This is a genomic window from Thermasporomyces composti (assembly GCF_003386795.1).
GTDB classification, from domain to species: domain Bacteria; phylum Actinomycetota; class Actinomycetes; order Propionibacteriales; family Actinopolymorphaceae; genus Thermasporomyces; species Thermasporomyces composti.
This window is the reverse complement of sequence record NZ_QTUC01000001.1, coordinates 1,974,304-1,990,423: the sequence shown is the minus strand read 5'-3', so window position 1 is coordinate 1,990,423 and position 16,120 is coordinate 1,974,304. Positions and strand designations below refer to the sequence as shown.

Genomic DNA, 16,120 nt, shown 5'->3' with positions numbered 1-16,120 from the left:
CCACGACACCTGCCAGCGTTCACACTGACTGCCCGGTTATGACGGGGACGCCAGGCACGCGGGTCATCGACCGGGCGTTCATTGAACGGCTAGGTCGAAACATCGAGCAATCGGCCAATGACCATCTGCCCCAAGCCAGTCGCGACGCGGCTCAGGCATCGGAGCTGATGACGACGGCGGGGCAGGGCGGCGGTCTGCTCGTCGTCCTAGCGTTCTTCTTCGCGGCCGAGTACGTCGAAGAGGCGTGGCGGACGAAGACGGGCACCGCCCAAACCCTCAACGAAGCAGCCCAACGCATCGCCACGAGGTGGCGCGCGGTCGAGGAAGGATACGGGGGGCACGGGATCTCGGTATGAGCAACACCTACGACTCCATGGCGGGAGCGCTGTCGTCCGGCAACGAGCTCGGCAATGTCGCGCTCGTCTCCTCTCTCATCGCCTGCACGGTCTGGCCCGAGCACCTCCTGGCGCCGATTCCCGCCGCGAAAAGCGGGATCCTGCTGTCGCAGTTGGAGAAGCGAGTTCCGGTCAAGACTGTCAACCTGCCGGTCCACGGCGCCGTCGACGTAGGCCCCACTAACGTGCCGACGCGCCTCGCCCTCATCCGTACCGACACCGGCAAGATGCTCCAGGCGTGCTCGCGCATTCACGAGTCCGGCTCGGCGGGACTGCGCTACCTCGAGGAACTGAACAAGCAGTACTACAGCGTGTCGCCGGCCACCTGGGAGTCGAACGACCAGGCGGCGTACTCGAAGCAGCTTCTCGACTACCGCAACAGTGTCCAGAACACCTACTGCCTGGCGTGGGAAACGGCGCTGCTGACCTCGATCGTGGCGGTGCTTCGCTTCGTACAGCTGGCGATCGCCGCCGTCATCGCGGGAATTCTCGCCGCGATGGCGATCGCGTACTGGGCGCTGGTGTTCATTCCGTTCACCACCGCGGCCGCGCAGTCGATCCGCACCGCTGGTACGGCGATCGCCCGCACGCTGCCGACCATCATCCGGGTGATGGACGAGATCATGGTGAAGGTGGGCTGGGTGCACGCCGGTATCCTCAGCGCTCGGACGCTGCAAGCGGCGGTCAGCGACAGCATGCGGCTTGATGACGGCGCGGGGTTCCGTGTGCTTGGCGGTGCGGCCGTGGAGGTCCTCGGTGATCTCGTCAAGAAGCTCACCAAGGGCCAGGTCAACGTCCTGAGCGGGTTCTAGCCGACCCCACCGCGAGGCGAAAGGAACACTGGTGTCGGAGTATTTCGACCTACCAGACCTCTTCGGCAGCCCGGAAGAGTTTCAGCGGGAGCAGCAGGAGCGGCTGGGGAGGCTGGCCGAGCTGCAGCAGAGGATCGCGGAGGCGACGGGCACCGCGCGCAGCGAGGACGACCGCATCATCGTGACCTACAGCGAGGGCAACGGCGTTGAGGAGATCAGGTTCGATCCGCGGGTGATGCGGATGCCCTCGGAGGACCTCGCCGCGGAAGTGGCTCGGTTGGTCAACGAGGCCCGCGCCGACGCGCGACGCCAGATGCAGCAGCTGGTTTCCGAGACCTTCGGGGAACCGACGGCGATCGTCGATCAGCTTCCGGAGTTCCAGCGCACCGTCGACGAGGTGTTGCGCGACACCCACCAGATGCGTGATCAGCTCGACGTTCTCCTCGATCGGATGCGCAAGATGACCGAGTAAGGGCTGTCTCGCTCGCTCCCTCAGGGCGCGTGCGCCCCTCAGCGGCTCGGTGGAGCTGTCGCGGCACAAGGTCACGGCGTCGAAACGCCTCGAGGCATTTCCCACGGCCTCTGGTGACGGCGGATCGCAGACCCCCCAACAAGTGCTTGACTGTCGCGCTGCTCCACCCCTACAGTCCCCAACATGTCTTTGGGGGTTTCCAAGCTGCGTGCCACGGCGCACCCGATTCGCCTTCGGATGCTCTCCCTGCTCACCGGCGCGGCGATGTCGGCAGCTGAGCTGGCTCGCGAGCTCGGCATCTCCCACGCCAACGCCTCGTACCACCTGCGCGCGCTCGCGGCGGCGGGCGTTGTGGAGGAGGCCGGCGAGGAGACCATCCGAGGCGGGGTGGCCAAGCGCTACCGCTACCGGCGCACCGTGGAGAAGAAGACCGCGCAGGAGGTCCAGGAGGATCTGGAAGGCAAGTACCTCGTCTGGCTCACGGTCGCCCACGAGCTGATCCGGCGCGCCGAGAAAGAGGTGTGGGGCAACAGCATGCTCTGCGACGCCGAGCTCTGGGTCGAGCCGGAGGTCTGGGACCGGGCGCTGCAGCTCGCTCGTGAGGCCAGCACCGTGCTCCACGAGCACGCCAAGCCACCGCGCACCGCGGGCACCATCCACGTCAACGCGACGATGGGTCTGTTCCGGATGGCGAGCGACGAGGCCAAGCGATGAGCGGATCGCTGGCACCCCTACGCCACCGGGTGTTCCGGTACTTCCTCGCCGCGCGGCTGTGCACGCTCCTCGCGAGCGCGGTCGCACCGATCGCGGTCGCGTTCGCGGTTCGAGACGTCAGCGCGTCGCCGGCGGCGTTGGGTCTCGTCCTCGCCTCGCGGACGACCCCGATGGTCCTCCTCGTCCTCTTCGGAGGCGTCGTGGCGGATCGCCTCCGCCGTGACCTCGTCCTGGTGACGTCGAACGTCATCTGCATGGCGACCCAGGCGGTCGCCGCCGGTCTGCTGCTGTCGGGCGTCGCGGACGTCTGGCAGATCGCCGCCATCGAGGCGGTGAACGGCGCCGCCGCGGCGTTCAGCTTCCCCGCCCTGCAGGGGATCATGCCGCAGCTCGTCGCGCGCGACGAGCTCCAGCAGGCCAACGCGTTGAACGGGATGGTCCGCAACGTCACGTTGATCGGTGGCGGCGTTCTCGGTGGCGTCATTGTCGGATTCCTCGGGCCGGGCTGGGGGCTCGCCATCAACGCCGTCATGTATGGGGCGGCCGCCCTCCTCATCGCCCAGCTTCGGTTCGGCGACCGGCCTGCGGAGCAGTCGACGAGCCGGTCCACGCTGCACGACCTGCGAGCCGGCTGGCGGGAGTTCACCGCGCGCCGCTGGGTGTGGGTCATCGTGCTGGCGTTCGGGTTCATCAACGCGGCGATCGCCGGCGCGATCCACACGCTCGGACCGGTCATCGCCGACCAGAGCTTCGGTCGAGTCGGCTGGGGGACGCTGCAATCGGCCACGGGCGTCGGTCTCGTCCTCGGTGCCGTCGTCATGCTGCGCTGGCGCCCACAGCGGCCCTTGGTCGTCGGCATGCTCGGCATCGCCTTCGAGGCGCCGCTGATGGTCATGCTCGGGCTTGACCCGTCGCTCGTCCCGCTGCTCCTGCTCGGCGTGCTGGCGGGGGTCGGCAGTGACTTGTTCGGTATTGGGTGGGAAACGTCCCTGCAGCAGCACATTCCGCGAGACAAGCTGTCGCGGGTGGCCTCGTACGATGCCCTCGGGTCCTTCGTCGCGATGCCGGTCGGGCAGCTGGTGGCCGGGCCGCTGGCGTCGATCATCGGCACCGAGCGGGTGATCGTGGGGAGCGGGGTGCTCGTCGGCATCGTGGTCGCGCTCACCCTCGCCGAGCCGTCGGTCCGTGGTCTGCGCAGGCTGGACGCGAGAGCCGCCGAGGAGGCGCCGGCGGTGCCCGTTGGTTGACGATCGAGCCAGAGCTCGCGAGGGGCCTGGCCGCTCGCCCGGAGCCTGGGAGGTGGGCACGTGAGTGAGACGCGAGCCGGGGTACCCCTGACCAACCTCGACGAACCGCTGTTCGCCGACGCGGGCTTCACCAAACGCGACCTGGTGGACTACCTGGACGCCATCGCCGACCGCATCCTCCCGGTGTTGGCCGATCGACCGTTGTCGGTGATCCGCGTCCTGCGCGGGCAGGCGCCGTTCATGCAGAAGAACCTGCCGACGTACGCGCCTGCGTGGATCCGCACCGTGTCGATCTGGGCGGAGAGCTCGCGGCGACGGGTGACATACGCGCTGTGCGACGACCGTCGCACCTTGATGTGGTTCGCCAACCAGCGCAGCGTGGAGTACCACCCCGCGCTGTTCCGTACCGCGCGGCCGGACCAGCCGACCCATCTGGTACTCGACATCGACCCGCCGTCAGTCGAGGCGTTCCGTTCCGCGGTCGCCGCCGCGCAGCTCGTCCGGCAGGCCCTCGCCGACGTCGGGCTCGCGGGCGCGGTGAAGACCAGCGGCGCGAAAGGGCTCCACGTCCTCGTGCCCGTCGAGGACGCGACGATGGAGGAAGCCGCCGCGGCGACCCGCGCGATCGCGGCCCGCGCGGAACGCCTCGACCCCACGCTCGCCACCACGGCGTTCCTCAAGGAAGACCGCGCCGGCAAGGTGTTCATCGACTCCACCCGGGCGGGTGGTGCGACGATCGTGGCCACCTACAGTCCTCGGGCGCGTGCCGGTGTCCCCGTGTCGTTCCCGGTGGCCTGGGGCGAGGTCGATCGCGTCGTACCAGCCGACTTCACGATCCGCACCGCGGTCGGGTTGCTCGTGGATCGCGACCCCTGGGCGGAGGAGATGCCCGCGCCACAACGACTGGACGCTGACTTGATCGACGAGGGTCGCGCTCTCCCTGTGGCCCGCGTCCAGGCCATGCACGAGGGGAAGCGGCGCGCTCGCAGCCGACGTCGAAAATCCGAGCCCGAGTGACGTCGGGCGTCACGCGCCGCCACCCAGTCACCAAGCCTGACGACCGTGTCGCTTGGTTTCTTATCCGACCGCCGGCATGAGTCGGCGGAAGATGCCAGCGCCCTGCTGGGACGGCCGTTGCTGCTCGCCGTGCAGCGAGTTGAGCACCTCGACCGCTCCGGTGAGCGCGGGGACAGTCCACTGGACCACGCTGAGCTGCTTTTGTGCCGCCTCCACGTCGACCGGATACTGGTCGGCCTTGGCGGCCGTCTCCTGGTCTGGTGAGCTCGCCATCTCGATCTTCTTCCCGAGCTTGCGAGCGTAGGCGGTGGCCGCGAGGGCGGCGCCGGTGAGAGCGGTCTTGGCGATCGTGGAGGCAAGGACGCCTTTCTGCTTGACGATCCGGTGTCGGTTCGCCGCTGCGATCCCGACCGCACCGACCAGATGGAGGCCGATGGCCGCCGCGTTGATCGGAGTCCACTTCGACCAACCGGCGCTCGCCATCCGGGCGGCTTCGACCTGGGAGGGTTCCTGTTCCTCGGCCGCTGGGTTCAGGCCCGTGACGCCCATCATCGAGCCGCCGAACCAGGCCGCCAGTCCGATGTCGTGCATGGCGCGCAGGACTGTGTTGCGTTCCGGCACGATTGTCTCCTTCGCCGCACTCGCCCGCGCCAGTTCTCATCGACGGTCAGGCAATGAGCCTCCCCATACCCGCGAGTAGCCCCAACACACCTGGTGACACGCTGAAGACGGTCCGCCCATCGGGGGACGAGTCACGCCGTCATGCTCATCTCCGCCCTCGGTCCGTCTGCCAGGATGGAAACGTGCTCACACTTCCGCCGTCCTTTTTCGAGTACACCCGGGTTACCCGTGAAGGCGCCGCTGGCCGGGCATGGGCCGAATCCCTGCCAGCGTTGGTGGAGACGTTGTGCGCACGCTGGTCGCTACGCATCGATGGCGAGCTGATGCACGGCGCAAACGGTATCGCCGTCCCCGTCCTACGCGAGGGCGTGCCGTACGTGTTGAAGGTCGCGTGGCTGGACGAGGAGCTGAAGGCGCAAATGCTCTGTCTGCGCCTGTGGGACGGCCGTGGTGTGGTGCGGCTCATCGACGCATCCGTCGAGGACGGCGCGTTGCTGCTGGAGCGGCTCGACAGCTCGCGCTCCTTGCGTGCCGTGCCACTGGACGAGGCGCTCACCATCGCGGCGGGACTCCTGCGACGCCTGGCCATCCCGCTCTCGAGTACGACGGGGCGGTGGGACAAGCTCTCCGTCGCGACCTTGCCGACGACCCAGGCGCTCGCTCTCAACTTCATCGACTCCTCGCACACGCGGTCCGCGTCGCTGGGCCATCCGATCCCCGCGCACGTGCTCGACCTGGCGCGCGACCTCGCCCGGCAGGTGGCGACCGTCAGTGACGAGCTCCTTGTCAACTACGACTTGCACGACGAGAACATCCTCGCCGGCGAGCGGGAACCGTGGCTGGCGATCGACCCTCGCGTCGTGGTCGGCGTTCCGGAGTACGGCGTCGCCCAGCTGTTGTGGTGGCGCTTGGACGACATGGACGGCGAGCGCGGTCTGCTCCGCAGTCTCGATCTCATCGTGAAGTCTGCCGACTTGGACTGGGACCTGGCGCGTGCGTGGACGATCGTCCGGTCGGTCGACTACTGGCTGTGGGGACTGGCGAACGGCCTCACCATCGATCCCGTCCGCTGTGCTCGCATCGTGGAGACGCTCAGCGGCGTGGGCTGACGTCGGTCCTCCTCAGCCGGCGTCACGCCTTGATCGCGAACACCCGGTCGACGTAGACGTAGCGCACTTGGTCGGAGTTGGGCGGCGCGACCCAGAGCATGTCCGCGCTGTCGTGCCGGTAGCTGCCGGGGAGCTCCACCGTGTGGTACTCGCCATCCGACAGTTCACCGACCAAGACGGTGATCTCGTTGCCGAACGGTGGATACACACCGACCGTCAGTGCCGGCGCCGTGGAGTCGGCCCCGTTGGTCTCGGCACGGACCACCGCGTACAGGCGCCACGCACCGTTACGGGGCAACAGGGAAAGCGGCACCTGCACGCCCCAGTCAGGGGTGTTACCCGGCATGCGTACGGCGTAGCCACTGGACGCCTTCTCGTCCTCGACGACCCACGTGGTGAGCGGCCAGAGGGTGAAGTCCAGCTCCTGGTAGTCGATCCACTCTGAGTCCGGTCGGCCGATGACCTCAGGTGGCGGCGCCGCCGGTGCCGGGCGGAGGCTCGCCAGCGTTCGCAGCCACTCCGGATTACCAAGGCCCTTACCGCCGAGCTCTTCCCGGAAGGCTGTCATCCCGGAGGCGTCGAGCGCGGCGTTGAAGCGGGCGATCCGGCGATCCAGGTCGGGGTCCCATGAGACGCCCTCGTCCTTCGCCGCACGGTGGAACGCGTTGCGACGCAGCAGGATCACCATGTCGAGGCCCAGTCGCAGGATCTGGACGTGGCGGAGCAGGGTCGGATCGTGACGTACCTTTCGCTCCGCCCGGTCGAGGAGCGCGTCCGCCCGTCGCACGACGTCGAAGGTGAGGTACGGAGGCGCGAGGGTGGAGATGAAGCAGGGCAGGGCGGCTCCAGTCTCCTCGACCGCAGCGGCTAGCAGCCGCATGTAGGCGTAGACGTCCTTACCGGCCGCGCCGTAGTAGCCGTCCAGGAACTCCCTGATCAACGCGTCCGCGTCCAGGTCCGGATCCCACAGCAGCCGAGCCAGCACCCAGAGGCGAAGGTGAGCGAGCTCTGCGCCGCCGCCGTTGTCCCACGCGCCTTGACCGAAGTACCCCTGGACGCCGAGCTCGGCGAGCTGGCGGACTGAGGAACACATCGCCCACCAGTTGGGGAAGGGCAGCAGGTAGTTCTGGAAGTTGGTGTTGTACGTCCAGACGACCACGTTGGCGGAAAGCCTTGCCCAGGTTTCGAGGCCGGATCCGATCGCCTCGTTGCGAGCACTGATGAGCGGATGGGCGAAGTCCGCCTCGATCGGCGCGGCGGTGATGACGACGTGCTCGCTCACCGGCAGGTCCGTGGGCGGTTGGAACGAGAACTGGTACGCCAGGGTTCCAAGGCGGGCCTGCGGAATCCGCTCCCGCACTCGAGCGACGACGTCGTTGAGCATGTCGATGATGGGTGCCGACAGTGCGCCACCGTGGGCGTCGGCGAACGTCTGGCTGTCCGGGTCCGGAGTCCACCCCCAGTCCATCTGGCTGAAGCCGTAGGACGCGTCGCGTCCGTTGGCCACCTTGGCCTCGATGCGCCGGACGAGCTCGACGGCGGCCTGCTCGCGGGTGGCCGGATGCATGGCCTTGAGCTGCCCGCCGGCCCAGAGGTCCTGGTCGGTCACGATGTGGTGGAAGTTGTGCGCCTCGTAGGGCCAGTAGTCCGACCAGGTATCGATCTCGGCCGGCACCGGGAGGTCGCGGACGTGGTGGCTGCTCCCGTTGAGCAGGTTGTGCTGCCGGTACGCCGGGTCGACGCCATCGGCGGCAAAGACCTCACGAAAACGGAAGCGCGGCGTGTGATCGCCGTTCAAGTCGTCCACGCGTAGTGCGAGGCGTCGCCGCTTCGGGACGACCGTGTGGTCGGGAGCGAACCAGCGCACGCCGCAGAGTCGGTCGAGCACCCAGTAGACGCCGTACAGGGTTCCTCGGTCGCTCGCGCCGGCGATCAGCACACTTCGACCTGGGCCAGCTCGCCTTGGGTCGAAGGTGCGGAGTGCGAATCCGTCGTCGGACAGGTCGTTGGCGTCGATGGCGAATCCGGCGGCGACGGCGTTGTGACGGCCGACGACCAGCAGATGGTCGGAGTCTGGGAGCTCGTCGGTCACGACCACGGGGAAGGTCGCGGAGGTGATCTCGCGCAGGTACGCCGCGAGCTCGTCGGCCGCGTGGCGGACGACGGGACCTTCCGCGGTGCCAACGACGATGCGGTACGCCGTGTGACCACCGTGAGCGAGCACGAGACGAGGGCTACGCGTGGTGCCCGGCGCCGCCGTCGCGGGACCCGACACGCTCGTCATGCCGACAGCGGCACCGAGCGCGGCGCCGCCACGCAGAACCGAGCGTCGAGACAGGTCAGGCTGTCCCGTCGGGCGAGGACTGGTGTCGGGGTTGTCCACGGGCGGTGCCCCCTTTTTTCCTATTGCCGCACCCTTACGGTGTGCGGCTCGGCTCCCTTGCGTCGGGCGTCGGCTGTTGAAGGGTCGGGTCGCGGCGAGCCGCCTGGTCGTAGGCGACCCGAGGCACCTGGGTGACCAGCTTGCCGCCACTGATGTCGATGAGGGTGCCGGTGATGTAGGCGGCTTGGTCGGAGGCGAGGAAGCAGACCAGGTGCGCGATGTCGTCCGGGGTTCCCCAGCGGCGGATCGTGAGCAGGTCCAGCAGCCGCTCCTGCACCTCAGGCGGACGCTCGGTGAAGTGGTTCATCTCCGTGGGGATCATGCCGGGCGCGTAGGCGTTCGCGGTGATGTTCCACGGCCCGAGCTCGCCGGCGAGAGCGCGGGTGAACTGCGCCACCGCCGCCTTCGACGCCGCGTACGCAGCGCCGCCGACGGTGGGAATGATCGCGGCGAAGGACGCGGCGTTGATGATGCGCCCGGACCGCTGCCTCTTCATGATCGGAACGGCCGCCTTGCACATGAGGTACGTTCCGGTGAGGTTGACGTCCTGGCACAGCCGCCACCTGTCCTCGGGCATGGTGTCGACGGCTCCGCCGCCGGCCACCCCCGCGTTGTTGACGAGGATGTCCACGCGTCCGTGGCGGCGGACCGTCTCCTCCACCACCTCCTGGACGCGGGTGGCGTCGGTGACGTCGCAGACGAACTGGCTGGACGGGACGCCGGTCTCCGCCAGCTCGCCGCCGAGGGAGTCGAGGTTGCCTTGGTCGACATCCAACGCGACCGTGGTCACGCCTTCGCGCGCGAGCCGAAGGACGAGGTGCCGCCCGATCCCACGCCCGGCTCCGGTGACGATGGCGACGCGGCCTGACAGGTCGATGTGCACGGCGTGCCTTTCCCGGACCGACCTTCCGGACCGAATCTCTCGTCGGCTCGGTTCTTAGGAGTCGGCGTCCAGCGAAGCACGAACGCGCCTCCGATGGGCGGCTCGTGTCCGGGCGCGGTCGTCCAGCACTGCCCAGGCTCAGGCCGACGGCGTCCGCCAGGCCGCCGTGCACATCGACCCGTGTGGTCGCTCAGGCGGCGTCCTGCATCGGTGCGGGAAGCGGCTGGGCGTGGACGAGGACGAGACGGGTGACGGCACGGGTGAGCACGACGTAGAGGCGGTGCAGTCCGCGCGGCTCGGCCTCGACGATGCGAGACGGCTCCACGACGACGACCGTGTCGAACTCCAAGCCCTTGGCGAGCGTCGCCGGGACGCAGACCAGCCGCGCCGACTCCATGGCGTCCTCGGTCACGCCGAGCAGCGCGGGTTCGCAGCCCGCGGCGGCCAGGCGCTCGTGCAGGGCGGCGATGTCGGAGTCGGCCGCAATCACCCCGATCGAACCCTCCCTCGCGAGGGCCGCGCGGCAGGTCGCCACCACCTGGTCCAGGAGCTCACGGTCGCTGGTCTCGACGACCTGGTAGGCGTCGGGAACCGCGCGGATGCCGGTCGGCGGGCGCAGCCCGGGCGCGATCGCCGGCAGCAGCCGGGCGGCCACCTCGATGATCTGCGCCGGCACACGGAACCCTCGGTCCAGCTCGACCAGCCGGGCGTCCGGGACGCCGAGGTGCTCCAACACCTGGTCCCACGAGCCGGTCGACCACGGTGTCGTCGCCTGCGCCAGGTCGCCGAGCACGGTCATGGACCCGCTGCGGCACCGCCGATGCAGGGCTCGCAGCTGCATCGGGGACAGGTCCTGGGCCTCGTCGACCACGAGGTGGCCCAGCGAGCCGGGGCGACGCTCCATGAGGTCGGCGAGCTCGTCGAGCAGGACGAGGTCCGCGTCGGACCACCGCGCCGACTTCCAGGAGCGGGGACGCTTCGACCACAGGAGCGCGGCCTGCTCGTCCGCGGTGAGCACCCCGTGGGCCGACGACGCCAGGAAATCGGCGTCGGACAGCAGCCGGAACAGCACCTGCTCGGGCGCGAGCTTGGGCCAGCACTGGTCGAGCAGCTGCTTGACGGGCTTGGACCTGGCCACGGCCTCCTGGACGCGGTCGTCCGGCGCCTCGCCGCGACGCTCCATGCGCACCAGCACCTCGTGGGCGAGCCGTTGGGCGACCGAGTTGCGGCCGTCGACGTAGCGCGAGGTGCCGCGGAACGCCGCGACGATCTCCTTCACCTCGTAGTCGGGCACGCGGTAGCGCCGCGAGCCCTTGGTGTAGACCAGGCCCTCGCTCGGCTCACCGACGTGGGACCACAGGGCACGGTGCAGCACCGTCGCCATCCGGGCGTCGCCCTTGATCCGCGCGATGGTCGGGTCCTCCTGCGCGCTGGGCCGTCCCTGGCCGATGAGCTCGTCGACGGTGGTCTGGGTGACGTCGACCTCGCCGAGCGCGGGGAGGACGCGGCGGATGTAGGACAGGAAGGAGCGGTTCGGCCCGACGATGACGACGCCGCCGCGACGGAGGCGTTCTCGTTCGGTGTAGAGCAGGTAGGCGGTGCGGTGCAGACCGACCGCGGTCTTGCCGGTGCCCGGCGCGCCCTGCACGCACAGGGACGGCTGCAGCGGGGCTCGCACCAGGTCGTCCTGGTCGGGTTGGATGGTGGCCACGATGTCCCGCATCGGGCCGGTGCGTGGGCGTTCGATCTCGGCCAGCAGGATCGCGTCCGCCCGGTCGGCCTCGGTCGGGCTGACCAGGATCTCGTCGTCGTAGGCCGTCAGCTCCGCGTCGTCGGAGAAGCCGTAGCGACGGCGCCGCAGGACGCCCTGACGGTCGTCGCGGGTGGCTCGGTAGAACGGCACCGCGACCGGCGCCCGCCAGTCGATCACGAGCGGACGACCCGCCTGGTCGCGGACGTGTCGCCGTCCGACGTAGATCTGGTCGGTCTCCTCGACGACTCCGGGTTCGTTGTCCAGCCGCCCGAAGAAGAGCGGCACGTCGGGCATGTCAATCAGCGCTTGCGCCCGCAGGTGCCGAGCGCGCTGGTAGGACTCGTTGGTGAAGCGTTCGTCGTTGTCCTCGCTGCCGATCAGCAGCGTCTCGTACGCCATGACCTCCTGGTACATCTCGCGGAGCGCGGCGCGGGCCTGGGCGAGGTAGGCGCGCTCGGCTCGCAACTCTGGGTCGTCGGCAGGATGTGGTGCGGATTCAGCCATGAGAGGACAGCCCTCAGCTCGCGTTGGACGAAGGGTTTGACTGACCGCAATCGACAGGTCCCGCCCCGGAGCAGGCTCCGGTTCGTTTCGATCCCGGACTGCGCAAAGAGGGCCGGTACGCTACCAGAGACTCGGGTGGCTCGCCACCTATTTTTCGGGCTCGTCAGCTCGCGCTGGGCGTCACCTCGCGCGGCGGCGCGCGGATGTCCGGGCGTTCCAGAGCGTCTTGACCATGGAGTCGCCTCGGGTGTGGCGTGTGACGTGATCGGCGAACGGGAAGTCGCTCGGGGTGACGGCGAACCTGGCGAGCGGGCGCACCGGGTCCGGGCTGACCCACTGGGCTGAGTGCAGGACTCCGGCGAGCGACGGCTGGACGGTGAAGCCGTCGCGCGGCACGACGTACAGCCACCCCTCGTCGACGAACAGGGGCCTGGCCCGGTCCATGTCGACGGAGAAGAAGTACCACCGTGCGTCCTGTCCGTCACCGGCTGACAGCACACCGTTCCGGGTCGAGCGGAAGCCGGGCCCGCGGTTGAGCAGCGCGAACCACATCGCCCACACCGGATCGTCGCTCGCGAACACGGCGCGCTGGTTGCCGAACGGGCTGGCGTCGCGCGACTCCCGGTCGGGACGCAGCTCGCCGATCCCGCCCCGCCGGCTGCCGTGGAAGAGCACCGCCCGGTGGGTGGCCAGCCAGCGCAGGTAGGTCAGGGTGTCGCCGGGCGCCTGGAGCGGACGGGGCGACCCCGGCGGGTCGACGAAGCGGGCGGTGAACTCCTCGAACGCGCGCTGGGTGTGGGCGTCTGGCTCCGGACGACCGGACAGGCGGGGCAGATCGAGGGCCGCCAGCAGCCCCGCCACCGCCGCCGTCGCCACCGTGCGCCAGACGGTCCGCATGCGTCCATCGTGGCCGATCCTGATCCGGCGGACCATGGGCGCCGTCGGTCAACCGGTTAGGGTCGCGGGTGTGCTTGCCCCGTACCTCGGCCTGTTTCGCCTGCCTGGAACGCTGAAGTTCTCCGCCAGCGGCCTCCTCGCCCGGATCCCCATGCCGATGGTCTCCCTGGGCATCGTGCTGCTCGTCTCGGCACGAACCGGCTCCTACGGGATCGCGGGCGCGGTGTCGGCGACCTACGTGGTGTGCCGATCGATCGGCTCACCCCTGCAGGCGCGCTGGGTCGACCGGTACGGCCAGCACCGGATCCTCCCGATCGCGGCGATCATCCACGCGGCGGGGCTCTGCGGGGTGGTCCTCGCGGCGGGGGCGGGCGGGACCGTCTCCCTGTATGTGCTCGCCGCGCTGGCCGGGGCCAGCTCTCCGACGATCGGCTCCTACGTTCGGGCGCGCTGGAGCCACGTCCTCGGGTCGAGCTCGCGGCTCCAGACGGCCTTCGCGCTCGAGGCGGTCGTCGACGAGCTGCTCTTCATGATCGGCCCGCCTATCGTGACCTTCCTCGCCACCGCGGTGAACGGGAGCGCCGCGCTCGTCGTCGCGATGGTGTGCGGGCTCGTCGGCACGTTGGCCTTCGCCAGCCTGCGGAGCACCGAACCCCCCGCACACGGCCGAGGCGGTGGCAGAACCAGAACGCAGCCTCTTGGGTGGCGCCTGCTGCTTCCGCTCGTGCTGGCGAACGCCGGCATCGGCACCCTCTTCGGGTCGTTCGACATCTCCGTCGTCGCGCTCGCCACGGCGCAGGACGCCCGCTCGTGGGCCGGCGTCCTCCTCGGCATCTGCGCGGGCGGCTCGATGGTCGCCGCCTTCGTCCTGGGCACGCTCCGCCTGCGCACGCCGCCGTTGCGACGGTTCCAGATCGGGGCGGTCGCGCTGACCTGTGCGGTCGTTCCGCTGCCCTTCGTCACCGACCTGCGGTTGTTCGCGGTCCTCGTCTTCGCGCTCGGCCTGACGATCTCCCCGACCCAGGTCGCGGCCATGGCGCGGGTCGAGCAGACGGTTCCAGTCACCCGCCTGAGCGAAGGGCTCGCCTGGACGACGAGCGCGCTCGTCGCCGGCGTCGCGTTGGGCTCCAGCGTTGCCGGCCAGGTGGTCGACGCGTTCGGCGCGAGCAGCGGCTTCGTGGTCTGCCTGGTGGCCGGAGGGCTCGCCGCGTTGGCCGCGATGGTGAGCGGTGGTCGTCCGACACCCGCGACACCGCCTGCCCCGTCGGAGCCGGAGGCGGCCGACCAGCTCGCGCGGGGATCGTCGGCGTGAGCGGAGCCGACCAGGTGGCGAACACCGTTCGATCCGTCAGCTAACGGCCGTCACGTATCGGACGCGCGAGGAAGACGGGCTGATCTCCTCGAGCCATGCTGACTGTCCCGGCTGACTGTCCCGTCGTCGCGTACCACGCCATCGGGGTGCGGCAGGAGTCAGCAGCGCGAGGTGGCTGAGCGGTCTGTCGGTGGACGAAGGAGTGCCCAGCCGTTCGCGCCGGTGCGAGGAGACGGCCCGCCGGCTGGCAGTCACGGATCGTCTCAGGAGCCGACCGCTTCGCCGATATGGACACCGGCGAAGCGGTCACCGCACCTGGCAGATCCAGGCGACCTCCGCCACGGAAGCGGCGATCGCGTACCACGTGCACACGGACCTGGCGGGCACGAGCCCCACGCACTCGATCCCGGTTCGGATCAAGGCCGTGCCCGCCGCCGAGTAGGTCACGCCGAGGAGAGCGTTCGCGCGCGCCGGCGATGCCGAGGCTCAGCTCTGACCCGCGTCGCCCCCGGTGTGTCGGGTCTGCGCGGGCACCCCGGCGGGGGTCCTCACCGTGGGCCCGCCCACGGGCCGAGCTCCCAGACATTCGGGGTTGACGTTGGCGACGATGTAGCTCCAGGCGGCTTTCGCCTCGGACAAGGTGAAGGAGGGCTCGCCCTTCACGAAGATGTGGAGGAGGAGGCGGGGGAGGAGCCAGCCACGCCACCAGGTGCTCTCCCTCGACGAGAACATGATCCGATCCAGGCCGTCGGTGTGGCAGAGCCCGAAGTAGTGGCCGAGCTCGTGGATCATCACGTACTTCCACACCTCGTCGGGAGTGTTGTCGATGAACGTGACGCCGGAGGTGTCCTTGCCGGCGAGCCTGCATGAGCTTTGGCGGAGGTTGTTCGCGAGTCCGCGCAGGGAGTCGGTGTAGCGGAACACGCCGACGGCGACCGGGTGGCAGAGCTCAGCTTGGGCCGCGGCGTCGTCGTTCGTCTTGTTGGTCCGGCCGATGACCTCGATCAGGAAGCTGGTGAGCGAGCTGTTGGCTGTCCCGGTGTCGAACCCGGGATGGACGATGTGCTGCGCCTTGGTCACCGGCTTCGTGGCCCGCTCGAAGGTGAGGATCAGCCCGAGCTCACGTCCCTTCTCCCTGGCGGTGTCGACCTTGGTGGTAAGCGCGCTGTCCCGCATGGGAAGGACGATGAACCGTGGTCCCTCCGTGCCACCCGAGCGGAGGTAGAGATCCAGCTCGTCCTCGCTGATCGGGTTGTCGAACTCGCCGCCGCCACCACCACCGACGACCACGTCCTTCTTCACTGTCTTGTAGCGCTTGCGGTTCCAGAAGCCCTCGGTGAACTCGTAGCCGCAGAGCTCGCGAAGATTGATGCTGCCGCTCCTGTGGAGTGCGACGAGGTTCGCCACAGCGGGGTCGCGTGGTGAGGGGGTTTCCGAGTCCAGGACGGTCCGATACGCCGTAGCGTGCAGACGCAGCCCGAACGTCCCGTGGTCGAGGCCGATGGCCTCCTTGATCTGAGCCAGGGTGTCGCCGGAGTACTTCTCCTCCAGCAGGCCGCGCACGTACCGACGCAGCCGCCACGTGTCGATCTCGTCGATGATGAACCCGATGGTGTCTCCGAGGATCATGCGGCCGAGCCGGATGGCGCCCAGGACCACCGCGATAACGATGCGGATCAGCCCGTCGACGATGCGACGCCAGTCGAGAGTGACGATGCCGGCGATGATGTCACCGATCCCGACGAGGACGTCTCGAATGGCGGTGAGAACGGCGCCGACGATCGTGCAGACGGTCCGGATCACCCACTTCCCGACGGTGACCACGACCCAGCGGACGACCTTGACCAGGACGGTGACGAACCAGCAGACCCAGCCGCGCGGGTCGTACCAGGGATAGTCCTTGCACTTCTTCTCTTGACGCTCTTCCCATTCCTCGATGGGCTTGGAGACCTTTTCCTCGACCCATTCCTTGATCTGGGTGCAGACGACGGCCATGAGGGA

General features: G+C 69.1%; 15 protein-coding genes. 8 read left to right on the top strand and 7 right to left on the bottom strand.

Going from position 1 to position 16,120, the window contains the following annotated elements:
* The first annotated feature begins 38 nt into the window (after nt 1-38).
* From DFJ64_RS08705 to ligD, 6 genes are all read left to right on the top strand, one after another.
* Nucleotides 39-356, top strand: a complete 318-nt coding sequence (locus DFJ64_RS08705; protein WP_115850005.1) for a hypothetical protein — start codon at nt 39-41, stop codon at nt 354-356.
* Complete coding sequence (locus DFJ64_RS08700; RefSeq protein ID WP_115850004.1) at nt 353-1,207, top strand: hypothetical protein; 855 nt, start codon at nt 353-355, stop codon at nt 1,205-1,207. The genes DFJ64_RS08705 and DFJ64_RS08700 overlap by 4 nt, the downstream gene beginning before the upstream one ends.
* Nucleotides 1,208-1,238: 31 nt before the next feature.
* Nucleotides 1,239-1,679, top strand: a complete 441-nt coding sequence (locus tag DFJ64_RS08695) for a YbaB/EbfC family nucleoid-associated protein (protein ID WP_170152553.1) — start codon at nt 1,239-1,241, stop codon at nt 1,677-1,679.
* Between the two features lie 183 nt (nt 1,680-1,862).
* On the top strand, nt 1,863-2,393 hold the full coding sequence (locus DFJ64_RS08690; RefSeq protein ID WP_115850002.1) for a winged helix-turn-helix domain-containing protein: 531 nt from the start codon (nt 1,863-1,865) through the stop codon (nt 2,391-2,393).
* Nucleotides 2,390-3,640, top strand: a complete 1,251-nt coding sequence (locus tag DFJ64_RS08685) for an MFS transporter (protein WP_115850001.1) — start codon at nt 2,390-2,392, stop codon at nt 3,638-3,640. Before DFJ64_RS08690 ends, DFJ64_RS08685 begins: the two co-directional genes overlap by 4 nt.
* Before the next feature lie 60 nt (nt 3,641-3,700).
* The gene (ligD, locus tag DFJ64_RS08680; protein WP_115850000.1) at nt 3,701-4,657 is read left to right on the top strand and encodes a non-homologous end-joining DNA ligase; all 957 of its coding nucleotides are present in this window, start codon (nt 3,701-3,703) and stop codon (nt 4,655-4,657) included.
* Between the two features lie 60 nt (nt 4,658-4,717).
* Here the strand turns inward: ligD and DFJ64_RS08675 are convergent, their stop codons facing one another.
* Nucleotides 4,718-5,278, bottom strand: coding sequence for a hypothetical protein (locus tag DFJ64_RS08675; RefSeq protein WP_115849999.1), 561 nt, complete (start codon nt 5,276-5,278; stop codon nt 4,718-4,720).
* A 182-nt stretch (nt 5,279-5,460) separates the two neighbouring features.
* Here DFJ64_RS08675 and DFJ64_RS08670 point away from each other — a divergent pair, with 182 nt between their 5' ends.
* Entirely contained in the window at nt 5,461-6,387 is a 927-nt protein-coding gene (locus tag DFJ64_RS08670) for an aminoglycoside phosphotransferase family protein (protein ID WP_170152552.1), read from the top strand.
* A gap of 22 nt (nt 6,388-6,409) precedes the next feature.
* Here DFJ64_RS08670 and DFJ64_RS08665 read toward each other — a convergent pair whose 3' ends face one another.
* From DFJ64_RS08665 to DFJ64_RS08650, 4 genes are all read right to left on the bottom strand, one after another.
* Nucleotides 6,410-8,770, bottom strand: a complete 2,361-nt coding sequence (locus DFJ64_RS08665; RefSeq protein ID WP_115849997.1) for a DUF4838 domain-containing protein — start codon at nt 8,768-8,770, stop codon at nt 6,410-6,412.
* Nucleotides 8,771-8,804: 34 nt separating this feature from the next.
* Nucleotides 8,805-9,653 carry an SDR family NAD(P)-dependent oxidoreductase gene (locus tag DFJ64_RS08660; protein ID WP_115849996.1) on the bottom strand — a complete coding sequence of 283 codons (849 nt, stop codon included), beginning with the start codon at nt 9,651-9,653 and terminating at the stop codon, nt 8,805-8,807.
* Between the two features lie 190 nt (nt 9,654-9,843).
* Nucleotides 9,844-11,910 carry a HelD family protein gene (locus DFJ64_RS08655; protein ID WP_115849995.1) on the bottom strand — a complete coding sequence of 689 codons (2,067 nt, stop codon included), beginning with the start codon at nt 11,908-11,910 and terminating at the stop codon, nt 9,844-9,846.
* Between the two features lie 180 nt (nt 11,911-12,090).
* The gene (locus DFJ64_RS08650; RefSeq protein ID WP_147304647.1) at nt 12,091-12,807 is read right to left on the bottom strand and encodes a hypothetical protein; all 717 of its coding nucleotides are present in this window, start codon (nt 12,805-12,807) and stop codon (nt 12,091-12,093) included.
* A 70-nt stretch (nt 12,808-12,877) separates the two neighbouring features.
* Here DFJ64_RS08650 and DFJ64_RS08645 point away from each other — a divergent pair, with 70 nt between their 5' ends.
* On the top strand, nt 12,878-14,119 hold the full coding sequence (locus tag DFJ64_RS08645) for an MFS transporter (RefSeq protein WP_115851932.1): 1,242 nt from the start codon (nt 12,878-12,880) through the stop codon (nt 14,117-14,119).
* Nucleotides 14,120-14,425: 306 nt separating this feature from the next.
* Here DFJ64_RS08645 and DFJ64_RS19420 read toward each other — a convergent pair whose 3' ends face one another.
* Together DFJ64_RS19420 and DFJ64_RS08635 are read right to left on the bottom strand one after the other, a co-directional pair.
* On the bottom strand, nt 14,426-14,566 hold the full coding sequence (locus tag DFJ64_RS19420) for a hypothetical protein (RefSeq protein WP_170152551.1): 141 nt from the start codon (nt 14,564-14,566) through the stop codon (nt 14,426-14,428).
* A 39-nt stretch (nt 14,567-14,605) separates the two neighbouring features.
* Nucleotides 14,606-16,114 (bottom strand): hypothetical protein, encoded by a 1,509-nt coding sequence (locus tag DFJ64_RS08635; protein WP_115849992.1) that lies wholly within the window; start codon nt 16,112-16,114, stop codon nt 14,606-14,608.
* Nucleotides 16,115-16,120: the final 6 nt, after the last annotated feature.

Coding starts and splice junctions, on each gene's coding strand:
- DFJ64_RS08705 (WP_115850005.1), top strand. CDS start 39: ATGACGGGGACGCCAGGCACGCGGGTCATCGACCGGGCGTTCATTGAA.
- DFJ64_RS08700 (WP_115850004.1), top strand. CDS start 353: ATGAGCAACACCTACGACTCCATGGCGGGAGCGCTGTCGTCCGGCAAC.
- DFJ64_RS08690 (WP_115850002.1), top strand. CDS start 1,863: ATGTCTTTGGGGGTTTCCAAGCTGCGTGCCACGGCGCACCCGATTCGC.
- DFJ64_RS08685 (WP_115850001.1), top strand. CDS start 2,390: ATGAGCGGATCGCTGGCACCCCTACGCCACCGGGTGTTCCGGTACTTC.
- DFJ64_RS08655 (WP_115849995.1), bottom strand. CDS start 11,910: ATGGCTGAATCCGCACCACATCCTGCCGACGACCCAGAGTTGCGAGCC.
- DFJ64_RS08650 (WP_147304647.1), bottom strand. CDS start 12,807: ATGCGGACCGTCTGGCGCACGGTGGCGACGGCGGCGGTGGCGGGGCTG.
- DFJ64_RS08635 (WP_115849992.1), bottom strand. CDS start 16,114: ATGGCCGTCGTCTGCACCCAGATCAAGGAATGGGTCGAGGAAAAGGTC.